The organism is Enhygromyxa salina (assembly GCF_000737335.2).
Taxonomy (GTDB): Bacteria; Myxococcota_A; Polyangia; order Nannocystales; family Nannocystaceae; genus Plesiocystis; species Plesiocystis salina_C.
Map to the genome: position 1 here is coordinate 1 of NZ_JMCC02000051.1, position 16,345 is coordinate 16,345.

General features: G+C 68.5%; 13 protein-coding genes, 1 tRNA gene and 1 pseudogene. 7 read left to right on the plus strand and 8 right to left on the minus strand.

Translation table 11 applies throughout. The annotated features are described in order from the left end of the window. Positions 1–846, plus strand: a pseudogene (locus DB30_RS20145) (hypothetical protein); the annotation flags it as partial. 577 nt (positions 847–1,423) lie between these two features. Here the strand turns inward: DB30_RS20145 and DB30_RS20150 are convergent. Together DB30_RS20150 and DB30_RS20155 are read right to left on the minus strand one after the other, a co-directional pair. Next, positions 1,424–1,505: transfer RNA gene (locus DB30_RS20150), tRNA-Leu, on the minus strand. Positions 1,506–1,655: 150 nt separating this feature from the next. Further along, a complete protein-coding gene (locus DB30_RS20155; RefSeq protein WP_052551422.1) occupies positions 1,656–1,868 on the minus strand; it encodes a DUF5818 domain-containing protein in 213 nt (70 codons plus the stop codon). A 189-nt stretch (positions 1,869–2,057) separates the two neighbouring features. On the opposite strand from DB30_RS20155, the gene DB30_RS42335 reads away from it, so the two are divergent. Together DB30_RS42335 and DB30_RS20165 are read left to right on the plus strand one after the other, a co-directional pair. Next, a complete protein-coding gene (locus tag DB30_RS42335) occupies positions 2,058–4,445 on the plus strand; it encodes a peptidylprolyl isomerase (RefSeq protein WP_240480281.1) in 2,388 nt (795 codons plus the stop codon). Then, positions 4,442–5,176, plus strand: coding sequence for a bifunctional hydroxymethylpyrimidine kinase/phosphomethylpyrimidine kinase (locus DB30_RS20165; RefSeq protein ID WP_052551424.1), 735 nt, complete (start codon positions 4,442–4,444; stop codon positions 5,174–5,176). Before DB30_RS42335 ends, DB30_RS20165 begins: the two co-directional genes overlap by 4 nt. Before the next feature lie 20 nt (positions 5,177–5,196). Here DB30_RS20165 and DB30_RS20170 read toward each other — a convergent pair whose 3' ends face one another. Together DB30_RS20170 and DB30_RS20175 are read right to left on the minus strand one after the other, a co-directional pair. Beyond that, the gene (locus DB30_RS20170) at positions 5,197–6,876 is read right to left on the minus strand and encodes a leucine-rich repeat domain-containing protein (protein ID WP_052551426.1); all 1,680 of its coding nucleotides are present in this window, start codon (positions 6,874–6,876) and stop codon (positions 5,197–5,199) included. A gap of 32 nt (positions 6,877–6,908) precedes the next feature. Continuing rightward, a complete protein-coding gene (locus DB30_RS20175; protein ID WP_338082203.1) occupies positions 6,909–7,919 on the minus strand; it encodes a TatD family hydrolase in 1,011 nt (336 codons plus the stop codon). Here DB30_RS20175 and DB30_RS42340 point away from each other — a divergent pair. Both DB30_RS42340 and DB30_RS20180 read left to right on the plus strand, forming a co-directional pair. Further along, positions 7,839–8,171 (plus strand): hypothetical protein, encoded by a 333-nt coding sequence (locus tag DB30_RS42340; RefSeq protein WP_240480284.1) that lies wholly within the window; start codon positions 7,839–7,841, stop codon positions 8,169–8,171. The genes DB30_RS20175 and DB30_RS42340 overlap by 81 nt on opposite strands. A gap of 374 nt (positions 8,172–8,545) precedes the next feature. Further along, on the plus strand, positions 8,546–9,982 hold the full coding sequence (locus DB30_RS20180) for an FAD-binding oxidoreductase (protein ID WP_146659786.1): 1,437 nt from the start codon (positions 8,546–8,548) through the stop codon (positions 9,980–9,982). A gap of 844 nt (positions 9,983–10,826) precedes the next feature. Here the strand turns inward: DB30_RS20180 and DB30_RS20185 are convergent. After that, positions 10,827–11,339 (minus strand): HNH endonuclease, encoded by a 513-nt coding sequence (locus DB30_RS20185; protein WP_052551430.1) that lies wholly within the window; start codon positions 11,337–11,339, stop codon positions 10,827–10,829. 267 nt (positions 11,340–11,606) lie between these two features. Here DB30_RS20185 and DB30_RS20190 point away from each other — a divergent pair, with 267 nt between their 5' ends. Both DB30_RS20190 and DB30_RS20195 read left to right on the plus strand, forming a co-directional pair. Beyond that, complete coding sequence (locus DB30_RS20190; RefSeq protein ID WP_146659788.1) at positions 11,607–13,055, plus strand: UDP-N-acetylmuramoyl-tripeptide--D-alanyl-D-alanine ligase; 1,449 nt, start codon at positions 11,607–11,609, stop codon at positions 13,053–13,055. Positions 13,056–13,151: 96 nt separating this feature from the next. Continuing rightward, a complete protein-coding gene (locus DB30_RS20195; RefSeq protein WP_052551456.1) occupies positions 13,152–13,760 on the plus strand; it encodes an RBBP9/YdeN family alpha/beta hydrolase in 609 nt (202 codons plus the stop codon). A gap of 40 nt (positions 13,761–13,800) precedes the next feature. On the opposite strand, the gene preA is transcribed toward DB30_RS20195, so the two are convergent. From preA to DB30_RS20210, 3 genes are all read right to left on the minus strand, one after another. Beyond that, a complete protein-coding gene (preA, locus tag DB30_RS20200; protein ID WP_052551436.1) occupies positions 13,801–14,901 on the minus strand; it encodes an NAD-dependent dihydropyrimidine dehydrogenase subunit PreA in 1,101 nt (366 codons plus the stop codon). Between the two features lie 63 nt (positions 14,902–14,964). Continuing rightward, the gene (locus DB30_RS20205; protein WP_146659793.1) at positions 14,965–15,510 is read right to left on the minus strand and encodes a hypothetical protein; all 546 of its coding nucleotides are present in this window, start codon (positions 15,508–15,510) and stop codon (positions 14,965–14,967) included. A gap of 207 nt (positions 15,511–15,717) precedes the next feature. Further along, a complete protein-coding gene (locus DB30_RS20210; protein WP_052551440.1) occupies positions 15,718–16,203 on the minus strand; it encodes a hypothetical protein in 486 nt (161 codons plus the stop codon). Positions 16,204–16,345: the final 142 nt, after the last annotated feature.

Here is a 16,345-nt window from a genome sequence, read left to right on the forward strand (position 1 = left end):
CCGTCACCCGGGTGCTGGACCCGGGACCACGCGCGCGAGCTGACGGCCGCGCGCGCCGATGGTGCGGCTGCGGCCGCGGGGCCGGGGGTTGACGGTGATCGCCTGCGTCGGCTGCGGCTCGAGATCCAGGTCCGGACGGCAGAGCAGGAGTACATGCTCGCGTCGCTGGACTCGGCCGAGCAAAAGATCTGGGAGATGACGGACGCCTCGGACCGCAACGCCGCCCGGTTCGCGGCCAGCCTCGCGCAGCTCGAGAAGCACAAGGAGACCGTCGACTCGCTGCTCGACGAGCTCGAGGTCACCCGCAACCTGCTCGCCGCCGAGCAAGCGCGCGCGCTCGAGCAAGAGCGCATGCTGGCCAGCGAGCGAGCCAAGATGGCGCGGGCGGGGATCGGCGCCGAGGGGTTTCCGGCCAGCGGCAACACCAGTGAGGACGATCCCTTCGCGGACTTCGACGGCGAAGATCTGCTCGATCTGGGCGACGTCGGGGACGATCCCCCTGCGAAGCCAGGCAAGTCCGCGAAGCCAGCGAGCGTGCTCTCGGGCAAGACCCCCACGCGTCGACCACCCGCGGGCGTGACGGCCGGGCAGCAGCGCCCGACTGCTCAAGAGCTGGATCACGCCCTGGCGAGCCTGACCGACGACGACGAGGACGAGGGCGACCGAAGGCACAAGGCCGCCGCGCGAGTCGCCGCCGAGCCCGACGCCCCCACCGCCCGAACCCGGGCGCGCTCCTCATCCCGGGCGCGCGCCGCAGCGGCCTCGGAGCCCAAGCCGCACGATCGCTCAGCCAACCGCGCCCGGCTCACCGTCGAAGCCGTGGACGACGATGAGTGGGAGGACTAGGCATTTTATTACCCCCACAGGCGCTTTCGCACTCTGCGGTCACTCGCTGCGCTCGCTCCCAACGGGCTGGCTGTTCGCATGGGCATGTGTGGCCCCCTAGAAGGGGGCTCTCGTCTGACCACCCACAGCCACCGGCCGGCGCTCCATGGTTAAAGTGCGCGAAGGCCCCGTAGTTCGCAGGGGCATGTGTAGCCTCTTGTCTGGCCAGCCACGGCCACCGGCCGGCGCTCCGTGGCTAAGGTGCGCGAAGCCCCCGTAGGATGAAGCCGCCCGTGGGGTTCTCGAACGATGGAGCGCCGCGCAGTGGGGGTCTCGTCCTGACCCACAAGCGTCTTCTCCTAACCCCACCAGCGTCTTCGCACTACGGGAATTCGTGTCGCGCACTCGAACCATGGAGCGCCGGCCGGTGGCCGTGGGTGGCCAGACGAGAGCCCCCTTCTAGGGGGCCAATGATGCCCATGCGAACAGCCAGCCCGTTGGGAGCGAGCGCAGCGAGTGACCGCAGAGTGCGAAAGCGCCTGTGGGGGTAATGAAAAACGAAAGCCCGAGTCGTGAGACTCGGGCTTTCTTTCTCTTGTGCGAGGAAAGGGACTTGAACCCCCACGGCCGAAGCCACACGGACCTGAACCGTGCGCGTCTACCAATTCCGCCACCCTCGCGTGGACTGCCCTCAGGGAGGGGCGTGGAAGCTAATCCGAGCCACGCCGGGCGTCAACCCCTGGAGTCGATTTCTGTTCTCGGCTCGGGCGCGGGCTGCTCGCCCGCTTGCGGACGCCTTCGTGGATTGGTTCTCCGAGGGCAGCGAACCCTCACAGCGTCTCGATCGACTCGACCTCGAGGGCTGGGCCGCTCATGTGGATCCCAAAACCCCCGCGTTCGACGCGACCTGTGACCCGGACGCGCTGGCCGACCTTTGGCTTGGCCCCGCTGAGGCGGTAGACGTCGCCGCTGTCGGTGACGAGCTCGAGGAAGCCGCCTTCGAGGTCGTTGTGGCGCACGGTCCCGGTGAACTTGTTGGACATGCGGGGCAGTGTACCGGGCGTCGGGGCCTGCGCTACTGTCGGTGCACCTTGCGGGGTCGGCTTCAATTCTCGGTGTGGGTCGCGGCGCTCGGCTTGGGCTGGGCTTGCGGGCTTGGTTGCGGGGGGTCGTCGACCAGTCCCGGGGGGGCTTCGGGCCAGCGGCAGGAGACGGCGGGCGAGGCACCCGCCGTGATCGATGAGGGTCCGGGGCTCCCAAGTTGGGGCTCGCGCGTGCCCTTGCTCTCGGTCAACGAGGTGCTCGCGCCGGAGTTGGCGCGCCAGCCGATGGCGCCGCAGCTGCACGCGTTGATCGACTCGAGCGATCCCAGCGTGGATGAAGCGCGGGCCCAGCTGCTGCGCGAGCGCGGCTTGTGGTCGCTGGCCAGGATCGGCGGGGCCGAGGCGCGCGAGCGTCTGCTCCTCGAGCTCGATCGCGGCGAGAGCCTGGCGCTGGCCGCCGCGGCGCTGCTCGAGGTCCCCGGCAACGAAGCTGGCGGCCCGCCCGAGCCCCTCGCGGGCGGTCCGTGGGGGCTGCTCGAGGACGCGCTGTGGACCCGCTACGCGGTCTCGGATCCGGGCGCGCTCAGCCACCAGCGCGCGCTGTTGCTGGCGATCGCGCGGATCGGCGGGAGCCGGTCGATCACGCGTCTGGGTGTCGATCTGACCGAGGTGCCGGGCCCTGATCACGGACCCGAGGTCGTCGCCCGGTGGTCGGCCGCGATGCAGATGCTTGGGGTCATGTGTGCCCGCGGCCTCAGCCTCGAGCCCGTCACGGGCAAGGCCGTGAGCGCGGGCTTGCAGCGGCGGCCCGGGGTGGATCCGGCGGTCGCGGAGGCGGCTCTGTACGCGCTCAGTCGCTGCGCCCGATCCTCTGGCGAGCTGCTCGTCGAGTCGCGCGAGCTGTTGGTCGAGCGGCTGACCCCGCACGTGGAGCGGCCGGTGAGCCCGGCCCACGCGATGTTGGCCTGGCGGTCGTTTGCGGCGCTGGGCGAGCTGCCCAAGGCGATCCCGCCGGGGATCCTCGCGCTCGCAGATCCGCCGTCGTGGGAGATCGAGGTCGAGGCCGCGCGGGCGCTCGGGGCTGATCCACGCGGCGCCGCCGAGCTTCGTCAGCGGATGGCCGCGCTGCCGATCGAGTCGTTCGCGGGTCCGCGCCAGCACGTGTTGATCGTTGGCCTGCAGGCGATGCGGACGGGCGCCGCCGCGGCCACGCCCGAGCTCGACACGGCGCTCGTCGAGCTCGCGGATCAGCTGTTGGTGGGTCGTCGCGGCGAGGACCCACGCTTGCGCAAGGCGTCGGCGCTGGCCCTGTGTGAGCTGCGCTTGCTGCAAGCGATCCGCAGCGGCCAGACCGAGGCGCTGACCCGCTGTCACGAGCTGGTTGGGGCCCCGGCGGTGGAGCTACCCACCAGCTTGCTCGTCAACCTCGAGGTCGAGGCGCTGCTGCGGGCGACCCGAGCCGACGCGCCCGCGAACAACAACTTGGGGACCGCACAGATCGACGACGAGGCCGTGATCGCGGACCAGGTCGACGAGGCGCCGCGCGACCCCGGCCGCCAAGTCAGGATCTCCCGGTTGCTCGAGCTGGCCCGCGCAAGCGACCCCGCGCGCGCGACCCCAGCCCTGCACGCGCTGGCCGAGATCGATGATCCAAGCGTGCTGCCCGTCTTGCGCGTGGCCCTGCTCAGCCCCGATCCGGGGATCTTGGCGGCCGCGGCGACGGCGATCGCGGTGCGCTCGGTCGACGCGAGCAAGCGGGATCTCGAGGTCCTGACCCTGCTCGAGGAGCTCGTCACCCAGCGCACCAAGCCCGGCGAGCTCGAGGCTCGACTGGCCGCGATCGAGGCGTTGGGGGCCCTGGCTCGCAACGCGGTCGCGAGCATCGATCCCAACCCGAGCGCGAGCGCCCCGAGCCCCGCGGCGTCCAGCCCGTGGTTGGCCCGCACGATCCTGCCCTTGGCCGCCGACGTCCACGTTGCCGTGCGCCGCCAAGCTCGCGAGGCGCTGCTGGGTCATGAGCAGCTGCTGCTCGAGTTTGATCTGGCCGAGCGCAGCGCGGCGCCCTCGCGGCTGACGGGCTTTGGCGAGCGCTTGGCCAGCGATCTGGTCGGCTATCTGGCGAGCGAGCCCGTGGGTCTGCGCGTGGTCAGCAGCGCGGGCAGCTTCACGATCGCGTTCGCGGGCGTCGAGGCGCCGATCAACCAAGCCAGCCTCGTCGCGCTGGCGGACGCGGGCTTCTATGACGGGCTCGACTTTCACCGGGTCGTGCCCGGCTTCGTGATCCAAGGCGGTGATCCACGCGGCGATGGCTACGGCGGCCCGGGCTACGTGGTCCCCTGCGAGTGGTCGAACCTCGGCTACGAGCGGGGGACCGTGGGCATGGCGCTGGCTGGCAAGGACACCGGTGGTTCACAGTTCTTCGTGACCCAGACCCCGCAGCCCCACTTGGACGCCCGCTACACCGTGGTCGGGCAGATCAGCGAAGGCCTCGAGGTCGTGGACTTGTTGCTGCCTGGGGATCGCATCGAGTCCGTGCGGGTGATCTACGCAGATGCCGAGGGGAGTCGAGCGCAGTGACGGCGCGCCTGGGCATCGCCACGGTCGGCGGCATGGATCCGACAGGCGGCGCCGGCCTGCTGCGCGACGCGTGGACGATCTCGCGGCGCGCACCCGAGCTCGAGTTGCTCGCGGTGTGCACCGCCGTGACTCGACAGGGTCACGGTCAGCCCGCCACCTACGCCAGCGCGAACCCGGACACGCTCGCGCGCGAGCTGGGTCGCGTGGCCAACTATCCGCGGCTGCGCGCGGTCAAGCTTGGCATGATCCCAGGGGATCGCGTGGATCAGATCGCCGAGTTCCTTGCTGGCCTGCAGGCCCGGAGTCCGCGACCGCTGGTCGTGTGCGACCCGGTGATCATGGCCACCGACGGCGGCCGTCTCGGTCCGTCGGGCCGCGCCTTGCTCGAGCTCGCGGCCCGCGTCGACCTGTTGACCCCAAACGTGGACGAGGCCCGCGAGCTCATGAAGCACGGCCCGCTGCCAAGCACGACCGCGGTGCTGTTCAAGGGCGAGGCGGTCGAGGATCGGCCGGACCGGATCCGGGATCGGCTGTATCGGGCCAGCGCAGGCGAGCTGGTGCTCGAGCGTCCGCGCGTGAGCGGACCCGATCCACGCGGAACCGGGTGTGCGCTCGCCAGCGCGATCGCCAGCGAGCTCGCCCGCGGTCGCTCGCTGGTCACCGCCGTGGTCGCCGGGGTCGCGTGGCTCGACGGCGCCCGGATGTTCCTCCAGCTCCCAGGTGAACCTTAGCCAAGGTCCTTGGGGGCGCTCTAAAACAGCGCCCGGGTGCCGGCGAGGTTGACGGCGTCCAAGCGTGGGAGCTGATCGAGCCTGGCGGCGCCGGCGGCCGTGATCACCGTCTCGGCTAGGTTCAGGCGCTGCAGTTGCTCGAGCTCGAGCAAGTACGGGATCGCGGCGTCGGTAATTAGGGTGTGGTCCAAGCGGAGCTCTCGCAGCGCGCCAAGCTTGGCGAGGTGGGCGACGCCCTCGTCGACCACGTCGGTGTGATCGAGCTCGAGGATCTCGAGCGCCTGCATGCCCTGCAGGTTGGCGAGGCCGTGCTTGGTGACCCGCGTGTGATGCAGCTCGAGGTGGCGCATTTGCGTCAGCGGGGCCAAGTGAACCAAGCCCTCGTCGGAGATCCCCGAGCCGCCGAGCCCGAGCCGCTCGAGCGCGACCAAGGTGGCCAGCTCCGGGGCCGCCGCGTCGCCGAAGCCCTCGAGTTCGATGTCGAGCGAGCGCAGCCCCGTGAGCCCGCCAAGCCCCGGAGCCTCGGGATCCGCGAGCGTGCCGGGGCCGAGCACCAGTCGCTCGAGCGGCAGGGTTGCGAGGGCCTCGAACCCGGCGCCATCGATGTCGCGGTAGCGGATCGTGAGATCCTGCAGGGCGTTGAGCCCCGCGAGCTCGATGAGCCCGGCCGAGCTGATATCCGAGCGCTCGAGCACCAACACGCGCAGCCCAGACAACAACCGCAGCTGACGCAGGCCCTTGTCGCCGAGCCGCGGGCAGTTGCAGATCAGCTCGTCGAGCGGCAGCTCGCGCAGGACGATCGGCGAGCCGTTGTTGAACCCCGAGCCCGACCACTCGATGTGGTGCAGGTGATCGAGGGTCTTGATCTGGTGCAGCGAGAAATTGCCAACCTCGCTGTCGATCACCGCCAAGCGCTCGAGCTTGCTGGCCTTGCCGACGCGGATCATCGTGTTGTGGGCCACCCACGGACCGACCAAGCGGATCTCGCGGATGTCCGGCAAGATCCGAAACAGCTCCGAGACCGGGCTGTCGTCGGCGAGTTCGCGCAGCGTGATCGAGCGCGGCGAGATCTTGCGACCGAGTGGTTTGAGCGCGTCCGGCTCGGCGTGGACGCGGGTCAAGGTCAGCGCCTCGAGGGCGTGCAGCTGCGAGAGGCGGGCGACGGTCACGGCGTCGAGCTCGAGATCGACGAGCTCGAGCTCGCGCAGACGCCCTCCGAACGCTGACAGGCCAGCGTGCACGGCAGCTTGGCAGCCGCTGATCCGCAGCGCGACGAGCTGCGGCGCCCGGTCGGCGAGCACGTGCAGATCCAAGCCCTCGCAGCGCGGACTCGACAGCTCCGGGAGGCCGGGGGGCTCGGGGTTGCCGGGGTCGCCGGTCTCGCCGGTCTCGCCGGTCTCGCTGGCCAGCTCCGGGAGCTGCAGCGGGCGCTCTTGTGAGTCGCGCTCGCTCATCGCCAGATCCAGAAACTCGACAGTCGAGAGATCCAGATCGGCGAGCTGCGACGCGTCGGCGATGACCAACCTGCGCAGGGTCTGGGTCCGCGCGTGGGTGTCCACCCTGACCGGCGCGCTGGGCTCGGACACGACGACCGGGCCTTCGCCTGGCTCCTCGCTTCCGCATCGACAGCCGCTGATCGACACCAGCGCCACGAGCGTGAAGATCAGCGCGAGCCAGGCGCGCGGTCGAGATGGACCCACGGCCCCGGTTCTACTCGCTCGCCGTCCGATGATCACGGCTGATCATCGTCGTCGAATTCGTGGAGCGCGAGCGGCTCTTCAACGCCAAACACGCGGCGCGCGTTGTCGCGTGTCAGCGTGGCGATCGCTTCGAGCTCAGCACCGCGCAGCTCGGCCAGGCGCCGCGCCACGTCAATGATGAACGCCGGTTCGTTGGGCGCGGGACGGCGGCTTGGTGGTGTTTGATCGGGCGAGTCGGTCTCGAGCAGTAAGCGATCGTCAGGCACCGCGCGCGCGGCTTCGATGACTTTGCGAGCGCCGGGCACACACACGTTGGCGGCGAACGAGATGTAGTGGCCCGCCGCGACCAGGCTGAGGGCTGTCTGCGCGCTGCCCGAGAACGCGTGCATGACCGCCGGCGGGGTCGGCCGCTCGCGCAGTAGCTCGAGCAACGGGCCCGAAGCCCGCACGCAGTGGATCGACATCGGCAGCCCGGTGGCGCGGGCAAGGTCGATCTGCGCGCGAAACACCCGGACTTGGTGGGCGCGGACCTCGGGGCTCTGCGCGCGGGCGAAATCGAGGCCGCATTCACCGATCGCCCGAAGCCTGGTGCGCAATTCTGAGGTTGCGCTAGTTACGCGATCATATAATTCCTCAACTATGGTAGCGGACTCACTAGGCGTGACTTCACACACAAAATAGGGGTGCAGACCCCACGCCACGTAGAGATTGAGCCCGCGCGGGGGGGTTATTTTCGCCAGTGTGTCCCAGTCCGCGTGGTCGACGGCAGGCGCCAAAACTGCGCGTACACCGGTTTGTCGGGCCCTCAGCAACAAGTTGCGAACATCCGGGCAGCGTCCGCTGCGCGAGCGCTGTATATGGGCATGTGTGTCAAAAAAGTACAGTGTCACTGTAACCTCGCGCGATTGACGCTGTGCGCGTCTAGCTGTAAAAATCCAATGTCCCCCAACCCAGGAAACAACATGGCCAACAGCAAAATCGAACGTGTTCTGCGCCACGATGGCATCGTGGCCGTACTTGATTGGTTCACTGATCCCGCACACAGCGGCGACCCCGAGTGGGTCGGTGATGATCGGTGGAACCCCATTGTCATGGAGGCAGTAAAGCTCCGGCAGATCGCCCAAGAGCCCTCCGTCCGTGTTCTCGTCGGTGATCACGCAGTCCTCGTGTCCGGCGACGATAAGCACGTCGTAGGCGTCGTCTTCATCAAGGGTCACCCCGTGGTGAAGTCGGTGGTTCGCATGGTGCGGCAGCTGCTGCGCCCGCGCGCGAGCCAACCTAGCGCATCCGTCTGAGACTCCGAGCCTCACGGCCAGGAAGGGTCCGTGAGTCGACCGCGCGCCATCCCACTAGCTGGGGGCGCGCGGTTCTTCTTTGGAGCCGAGCACTTTTGCACCGACTGGGGCAAATCGCCGCAAGAGCTCGGTGGCGCATGCGCATCCCGCCCGCCAAAATTTCATCGAGAGTGCAACGACCAGAACGATCACTATTGGCCGTCAAAACGACCAGTCCGGTGACCATGCATCCACGGGCGACGTCGAGGTTCGTCTTTGAGGCAAAACTAACAAAACGATTGGCCCGCGGGTGGCCTCGATCCGATTTTTGCGACCAGGTTGCGGGCCCCGGGCGGGCAGCCAACGCAAACCGCCTGGTCTAAGGTTCGCCCCGGATGTCCCGCGATCAAGCCTTTCAACGCGCCGATGACGAGCGCTTCGTTCAGCGTCTGCGCGCGCTGCTGGGCGCCGACGTCGTCACCGAGGGCGAGGACCTGGCCTACTACGGCAGCGACCGCTGCAAGGGTGGTTGGCCCGTGGCTCCGGGAGCGATCGCGCTGCCCCGCACGATCGAGCAGGTTCAGGCGATCGTGCGAGCGTGCAGCGAGGCCCGGGTGGCGATCGTGCCTTCGGGCGGGCGCACGGGGCTGACCGGCGCAGCCACGGCGATCAACGGCGAGCTGGTCGTGTCACTCGAGCGCCTGAGCGAGATCCTCGAGGTCGACGGACCAAGCCGGCTGCTCCGCTGCCAGGCGGGCGCCACGGTTCAGGCGGTGCAAGACGCGGCGGCGGCCCAGGGCCTCGTGTACCCGGTCGATTTTGCGGCCAAGGGATCGGCGCAGATCGGCGGCTCGATCGCGACCAACGCGGGCGGCGTGAAGGTCATCCGTCACGGCCTGACCCGCGAGCGTGTCGCCGGTCTCGAGGTCGTGCTCGCCAGCGGCGAGCGGCTCTCGCTGGGGGGGGCGCTGGTCAAGAACAACACCGGCTACGATCTGCGCCAGCTGTTCATTGGCTCCGAGGGCACGCTTGGGCTGATCGTCGAGGCCACGCTCACGCTCACGCAGCCGCCCGCTGGCTACGTCGTGGTGCTCTGCTCGCTGGCTAGCGACGCAGCGCTCTCGCAGCTGTTCGCTCGCCTGCGCGCTTCGTCGTTGGTGCTCTCGGCCTTCGAGTGTTTTGATCGCGGCTGCGTGGATCAGGTCGTCGCGCATCGGGGCGTGGATCAGGCCGGCCCGCTCGAGCAACTTGGCCCCATGCAGGTGTTGATCGAGGTCGAGCACGGCGCCGACGGGCACGAGTCGACCCAGGACGCGCTGATGGAGCTGCTGGGCGAGGCCCAAGAGGCCGACGAGCTGCTCGACGCCGTCGTCGCCCAGACTCAGACCCAGGCCCAGGAGCTGTGGGCCTGGCGCGAGGACATCTCCGAGTCGCTCCACGCCCACACCCCGCACAAGGCCGACGTCGCCGTCCCCGTCCGCGAGATCACCCGCTTCATGTCGCGCTGGCGCGAGGCCGTCGCCGCGTCGCTGCCCGAGCTCGAGGCGCTGTGCTTTGGCCACGTCGGCGACGGCAACCTGCACCTCAATTTGCTGCGCCCCGACGACATGGACCTCGACGAATTCCTGGGTCACTGCCACGCCTTCGACCCGATCATGTACGCCCTCGTGCGCGAGTTTCAGGGCAGCGTCTCAGCCGAGCACGGGATCGGTCTGCTCAAGCGCGAGTACCTTGGCCACACCCGCAGCGCGACCGAGATCGACGCGATGCGAGCGATCAAGCGAATCTTCGACCCCCTCGGCATCCTGAACCCCGAAAAGGTTTTTTTATGACCCCCACAGACGCCTTCGCACTACGCAGGTCACTCGCTGCGCTCGCTCCCAACGGGCCGGCTGTTCGCATCCGCATGTGTGGCCCCCTGGAAGGGGGCTTGCTTTTTAGACCCCCACAGACGCCTTCGCACTACGCAGGTCACTCGCTGCGCTCGCTCCCAACGGGCAGGCTGTGTGCGGGCGTATGTGTGGCCCCCTGGAAGGGGGCTCGTGTGGCTTCGGCGGACGTGTACCGGTGCTTCGCCGACTGCAGCCGCTGGCGCGTCTGGTCGCTTCGCTCCTCGGGGCCGGCTGTTCGCATCCGCATGTGTGGCCCCCTGGCAGGGGGCTCGGGTGGCTTCGGCAGACGCATACGGGGAGTCGCCGATTGCAGCCCGGTAGCCCTCACGCGGCCGCATGAGCACGCCGACGGCTCAACGCTGCCAAGCCCCCTTCGAGGGGGCCACACATGCGGATGCGAACAGACAGCCCGTTGGGAGCGAGCGCAGCGAGTGACCTTGCGTAGTGCGAAGGCGTGTGTGGGGGTCTAAAAAGAACCTGCGAAGTGCGAAGGCGTGTGTGGGGGTCTAAAAAGCAAGCCCCCTTCGAGGGGGCCACACATGCGGATGCGACCAGCCAGCCCGTTGGGAGCGAGCGGAGCGAGTGACCTTGCGTAGTGCGAAGGCGTGTGTGGGGGTCTAAAAAGAACCTGCGAAGTGCGAAGGCGTGTGTGGGGGTCTAAAAAGCAAGCCCCCTTCGAGGGGGCCACACATGCGGATGCGACCAGCCAGCCCGTTGGGAGCGAGCGCAGCGAGTGACCTGCGTAGTGCGAAGGCGTGTGTGGGGGTCTAAACTGGGGTCTAAACTACAGCAGCAGCCAGTCGCGCCAGGGGGGTGGGATCTCGTCGAGGCCCAGCGCTGTCCGGGTGGGTGGCATCCAGCGTGGCCGCAGCGGGCGGACATGGAGCGGCATGTTGGCCTCGTCGGGGGTCCGGCCGCCTTTGCGCAGGTTGCAGGGTGAGCAGGCGGTGACGATGTTGTCCCACGAGGTCGGCCCGCCGCGGTGGCGCGGCAGCACGTGGTCGAGGGTCAGGTCGCGCCGCGAGGGGCGGTTGCCACAGTACTGGCAGGTGTAGCGATCTCGGACATGCACGCCCTCGCGCGAGAACCGAACGATGTATTGCTGCGGCCGGTAGGGTCCAAGCAGGCGCACGACGGCGGGCGCCGCGTACTCGCGGGTGACGGTGCGGATCGGTCGCTCGTGGGCCGCAACCATCTCCACCTTGCCCAGGAAGTTCATGCAAATCGCTCGCTGCCACGGGATCACGCGCAGCGGCTGATAGCCCTGATCGAGCAGCAGGGTGTCTTTGGCGGTCACGATCCCAACGCTGCGGAAGTGGGGCTAGGAGCCCGTGATGGGCTTCTTGGCCGTCGAGGCCTCGCCCTATTTGGGAACGTTCGCATGACGTCAGCGCAATGCTCGGCGCAAGGACTGTAGCACTCGCATTCGCACCCGTCCTTTCGGGATTGTCTGGCATCTAGATCTTCGTCGCGGACCAAGATGTAGGCAGACGTAGGGCGCGCCTCGAGGTCCACGAGCGTCCAGATTGCGAGCTGGCGGGCCGTCCTGTGGTACAGGGCAGCCGTGCGCTGGACTCCACAGATTCTCGCCGACGCGGCTGGAGGCCGCTTGCTCCGCGTCGGTGATCGGCCGATTGCGACAGCCTTCATCGACAGCCGGAGTCCCAGGACCGACGCGCTCTTTGTGCCGATCATGGCGGCGCGAGATGGGCATGACTTCATCGTCGCTGCTGCGCAGGGGGGGGCGAGCGCGACCTTGCTAGGGGCCGGGCGCACCCTGCCCAGCGGCGCCGATCAGCTGACCGTGGTCGAGGTCGACGACACGCTGGTCGGGCTGAGCTCGCTGGGGCGCCACGCTCGCGAGCAGATCACCGGGCCCGTCGTGGGGATCACCGGGAGCAACGGAAAGACGACCACGCGCGCGTTCGTCGAGGCCGCGCTGGCAACCGGGTTTGAGCCGGTGACGTGTACGCGCGGCAACCTCAACAACCACCTTGGCGTGCCCTTGACCCTCGTCGACGAGCCTCACGCGCCAGCGGCGGCGGTGCTGGAGCTGGGCATGAGCGCAGCAGGCGAGAACGACCACCTCGCGGGGATCGTGCGCCCGAACGTCCACGTGATCACCTCGATCGCGCTCGAGCACCTCGAGTTCATGGGTTCGCTGGCGAACATCGCCGCCGCCGAAGCGGAGCCGATCGCCCACCTGCAGCCCGGTTCGGACGGGCGGCCGCCAGCGTTGGTCGTGCCCGCCGACGAGCCAAGCCTGCGCGCGCACCTTCCCGGGCCCAAGACCGGCGTTCGCGTGCTGCGGGTCGGGCCGGTCGGTGGGGCCGATGATGATCTGCTCGACGTGGCGATCACCGAGGTCGAGGTTGGCGTGCGCACGCGGGCGGTGTTGCGGCTTCGCAGCGGCGAGCGACTGGTGGTCCAGCTCGCCAGCTTTGGAGCCCACAACGCCCGCAACGCCGCGAGCGCGGTCGCGGTCGCGGTCCATCTCGGGCTGCCGCTCGCGCCGCTCGTGGACGCGCTCGAGGCCGTCGCGCCGGTCGGTGATCGCGGCCGTCTGCAGCAGCTGGGTCCGCACTTGCTGATCGCCGACTGCTACAACGCCAACCCCGGCTCGATGATCGCCGCGCTCGACAGCCTCGCGCGGCTCCGCGCGACCCGCCGCGGACCCCTGCTCGCGGTCCTGGGTGACATGCTCGAGCTCGGACCCACGCAGGCGCAGCTGCACCGGGAGATCGGCGCTCACGCTGCGCGGCTGGGGCTCGACGGCGTTCTGGGTTTTGGTCCGCTCGCCAAAGAGATCGCCGCGGCCGCGGACGCGGCGGGGGTCGTGGCCGGCCATGTGTCGGGGGTGTCGGGCGTGTCGGGCGAGCCGGGCAGCGTCGAAGCGGCGGTCGCGTGGGTGCGCGCGCGCTTGGCAGACTGTGGCGCGGACGCAGGCGCGGTGTTGTTCAAGGGCAGCCGCGGGATGCGACTCGAGCGAGTCGTGGCCGCCCTCCACGACTGACGCCCGCCTCGCCCCAGCTGCAAACACTCGCAAACACTCCAAATAATGGCTGCGGCGATTGGTTCGCGCCATGATGGCGCCGGTGAGGCGGCGACGATGACGAAGCGCGTGGTGATCGTGCCGCGTTGGAGCGGCCACGCGGGCGACGATTGGTACCCGTGGATTCGCGCGCAGCTGAGCCAAGACCCCGGCCCGAGCCTGCAGGTCGACGTCGTGGAGCTGCCCAACCCCGACGCGCCGGTGATCGAGCAGTGCGTCGCCGCGTTGCAGTCTGCGCTGGGTACCCGTGCAGAGGCGCTGCGCTCGACGCTGTTGGTTGGTCACAGCGTTGGCTGCCAGGCGCTGCTGCGCTACCTCGCGGAGCTCCGCGCGGGGGACGTGGGTGTGGGCGCCGACAACGAGCGCGCCGCTGGACCCGAGCACCTGCTGTGCATCGCGGGCTGGTGGGCCGTCGACGAGCCCTGGCCGTCGATCCGCCCGTGGATCGACACCTCGGTTGCGCTGCCCTCGTTGCAGTCCAACACCGCCGGCGGCGTGACGGTGCTGCTCTCGAGCGACGACCCCTTCACCCGTGACTGGCGGACCAACAAGGCCACCTGGGAGCAGCGCCTCGACGCCGACGTGCGCGTGGTCCAAGGCGGCCGACACTTCAACGCCACGCAGGAGCCAGCTGTCCTTCAGCTCCTGCGCGAGCGCCTGACCTGAGCTCGCCCGAGCTGACAACAGCCGCCCGAGCTGAGAGCAGTCAGTTGGCGGTGAGCGAGTCGGTCTCTTTGTCGATCTCGCCCTGCCAGGTCGAGGCGTCGCGCTCGAGCGCGAGGTCCTTCTTCGCTTCGCGCTGGCGCTCGACCAGATCCGAGTGGGTCGTGAAGTAGGGCAGCGCGGCGCCGCGCAGCTGCTCGAGGTTGTCGTAGCCGTGCTTCTCGAGCACCGCCTGGAGCTCGACGGTCAGCTTTTTGATCACCTTGTAGCCCTGCAACATCGCGCCGGTGCAGACCTGGACGGTGTGGCAGCCCAGCGCGACGAACTGGGCGGCGTCGCTGCCGGAGTAGATCCCACCCATGCCGGAGATCGGCGTGTTGGGCAGCGCCTTGGCGATCTCCATGACGTGGCGCAGGGCGATCGGCCGGGCAGCCATGCCCGAGTAGCCGCCGGGTGTGGAGTGACCCTCGACGGTTGGCATGGGCCGCAGCGTGTCCAGATCGATCCCGACCACGGACAGGATCGTGTTGATCGCCGCCAGCCCGTCGACCCCAGCTTCGACCGCAGCCTTGGGTGAGGCGGTTGGATCCCCGACGTTGGGCGTCATCTTGGCCCACACCGGGATCTTCGAGACCGACTTCACCCAGCCCACGACCTCACCGACGATCTCGGGGTTCGAGCCCATCGCCGCGCCCATGCGCCGCTCGGGCAGCCCGTGCGGGCACGAGAGGTTCATCTCGAACCCGTCGACGCCGGTCTCTTGCACGCGCTCGACGATCTCGACCCACGCCTCTTTGCGGTACTCCTCCATGATCGAGGCGATCAGCACCTTGTTGGGCCAGCGCTTCTTGATCTCGCGGAACTCCTCGAGCCAGGTGTCGAATGGGCGGTCGGAGATCAGCTCGATGTTCTCGAACCCAATCACCTTCTTGTCGTCGTCGGGATCGCGCAGCTTCGCGTAGCGCGGGTTGGTGTTGATCACCTTCGAGTGGTCGAGGCTGATCGTCTTGCAGACGTTGCCCCCCCAGCCGAGCTCGAACGACTTCATGATCACCCGGGCGTTGGTGCCGGGTGGTCCTGAGCCGAGCAGGAAGGGGTTGTCGAATTCGATGCCGTTGACGACGACGTTCAGACTCGGAGCCATGGCCCAGAGTAACCAAACCCAGCTCGCAGGTGGGGGACTGTTTTCGGCCCGTGCGCGGATGCTTCAGCTGGCCGCGGCTGAGGCGAACCATATTGGCAGGGTTGGCTCGAGCCCGTCGGCCTCGAGCCGCTGCTTGGCGTCCTTCATCTCTTCGACGCGCTGGCCCTCGGCGTCGAGCAGGAGCAGCAGCGGGTAGGTGTTGAGCACGGGCTCCCAGCGCCGCCGCAGTTCGTTGAACTCATCCATGCGAGCGCCGACGCTCCAGTCGTCTTCTTTGAGCTCGAGGATGCGGACGTGGCCGATCATCGACTCCGGGTGCTCGTTGCCAAGCTCGAGGTCGAGGTGCCGGCAGGGCTCACACCAGTCGGCCGAGAACAACACGGCCACGCGCCTTTGCTCACTGACCGCCTGGAGCCGCACGCGCTCGAACATGCTGGCGAGCGGCTCGTCCTCGCGCGGGCGCAGGCGCCGAAGATCGTAGCCGACCAGCGGATCGGCCGAGGCTGGCGCCACCGCTGGCGGATCCTCGCTTGCTAATTTTGCGGGCTCACCCGACTCGCAGGCCGACCCGACGAGTGTCGTGAAAGCGAGGGCGAGCAGAGCTTGCATGCACCGCCCGCGTGCGGGCTGTCGCGTTCGCGTTCGCGCCATGGGGTGTGCATAGCCCGAGCGCAGGTGCCGAAGCAACCTGCGCCGTCACAGCCTGAAATTTGGGGACCTCGTTGGGGACATCGTGTGTTGACGGGGAGCCCGCTCACACACGGCATTCAATTTGCGGGAAGCGAACGCTTCGCGACGCGTCTAGCGGGGGGCGGTTCACACGCCGCTGTATCGCATGCCGCGAGCTTTACCTTCCCAGGTGACCTGGTTGAGCTCGATCAGGCGCGCGAGGGCCTTGCGAACCTGCAGCGCGGTTCCGCCGACCTTGGTGGTGATCTCTGGCGCCTTGATTGGGTGGTCCGCCGCTTCGACGATCGCCAACACCGCCGCGTCATAGGCCCGTCGACCCTCGGGGGTTCGCGTGTTGACGGCTTTGGACTTGGCCTGCTTGGTCTTTCCGTTCGGCTTGGCCTTGTTGTTTGGCTTGGCCTTGACGTCGGCGATGATGTCACTGGTCGAAGAGCCGCCGGCCTCGATGATGTCACCAACACATACCGTGCCGAGCAGCCCGGCAAACTTCCCCTTCCCAAGCCTGGTCAGCTCGGCGAGCGTCAGCTGCGGGTTCTCGCATACGAGGTTGATGAAGACGTCGCGTTCGACGGCTTCGACCGCGGAGTTGAATTCCCGTTCGAAGGTAGACACGCCGCGACTATAGCACACTTGATTCGAATGTGAACATCTTGCCGGCGGCTTCTCATGTCGTGATCATCACTGTCCAATTGGACACACGGGTGCGGTGATTCCGGTTAGCCCACCTTCTGAGGCCGAGGCTAGCGGTGCCTGG

What these genes read in the sequence shown, in the direction of transcription:
- DB30_RS20155 (WP_052551422.1), bottom strand. Translation starts at nt 1,868, where the DNA reads ATGTCCAACAAGTTCACCGGGACCGTGCGCCACAACGACCTCGAAGGC.
- DB30_RS42340 (WP_240480284.1), top strand. Translation starts at nt 7,839, where the DNA reads ATGGCCAACAGCAAAATCGAACGTGTTCTGCGCCACGATGGCATCGTG.
- DB30_RS20180 (WP_146659786.1), top strand. Translation starts at nt 8,546, where the DNA reads ATGTCCCGCGATCAAGCCTTTCAACGCGCCGATGACGAGCGCTTCGTT.
- DB30_RS20195 (WP_052551456.1), top strand. Translation starts at nt 13,152, where the DNA reads ATGACGAAGCGCGTGGTGATCGTGCCGCGTTGGAGCGGCCACGCGGGC.
- preA (WP_052551436.1), bottom strand. Translation starts at nt 14,901, where the DNA reads ATGGCTCCGAGTCTGAACGTCGTCGTCAACGGCATCGAATTCGACAAC.
- DB30_RS20205 (WP_146659793.1), bottom strand. Translation starts at nt 15,510, where the DNA reads ATGCAAGCTCTGCTCGCCCTCGCTTTCACGACACTCGTCGGGTCGGCC.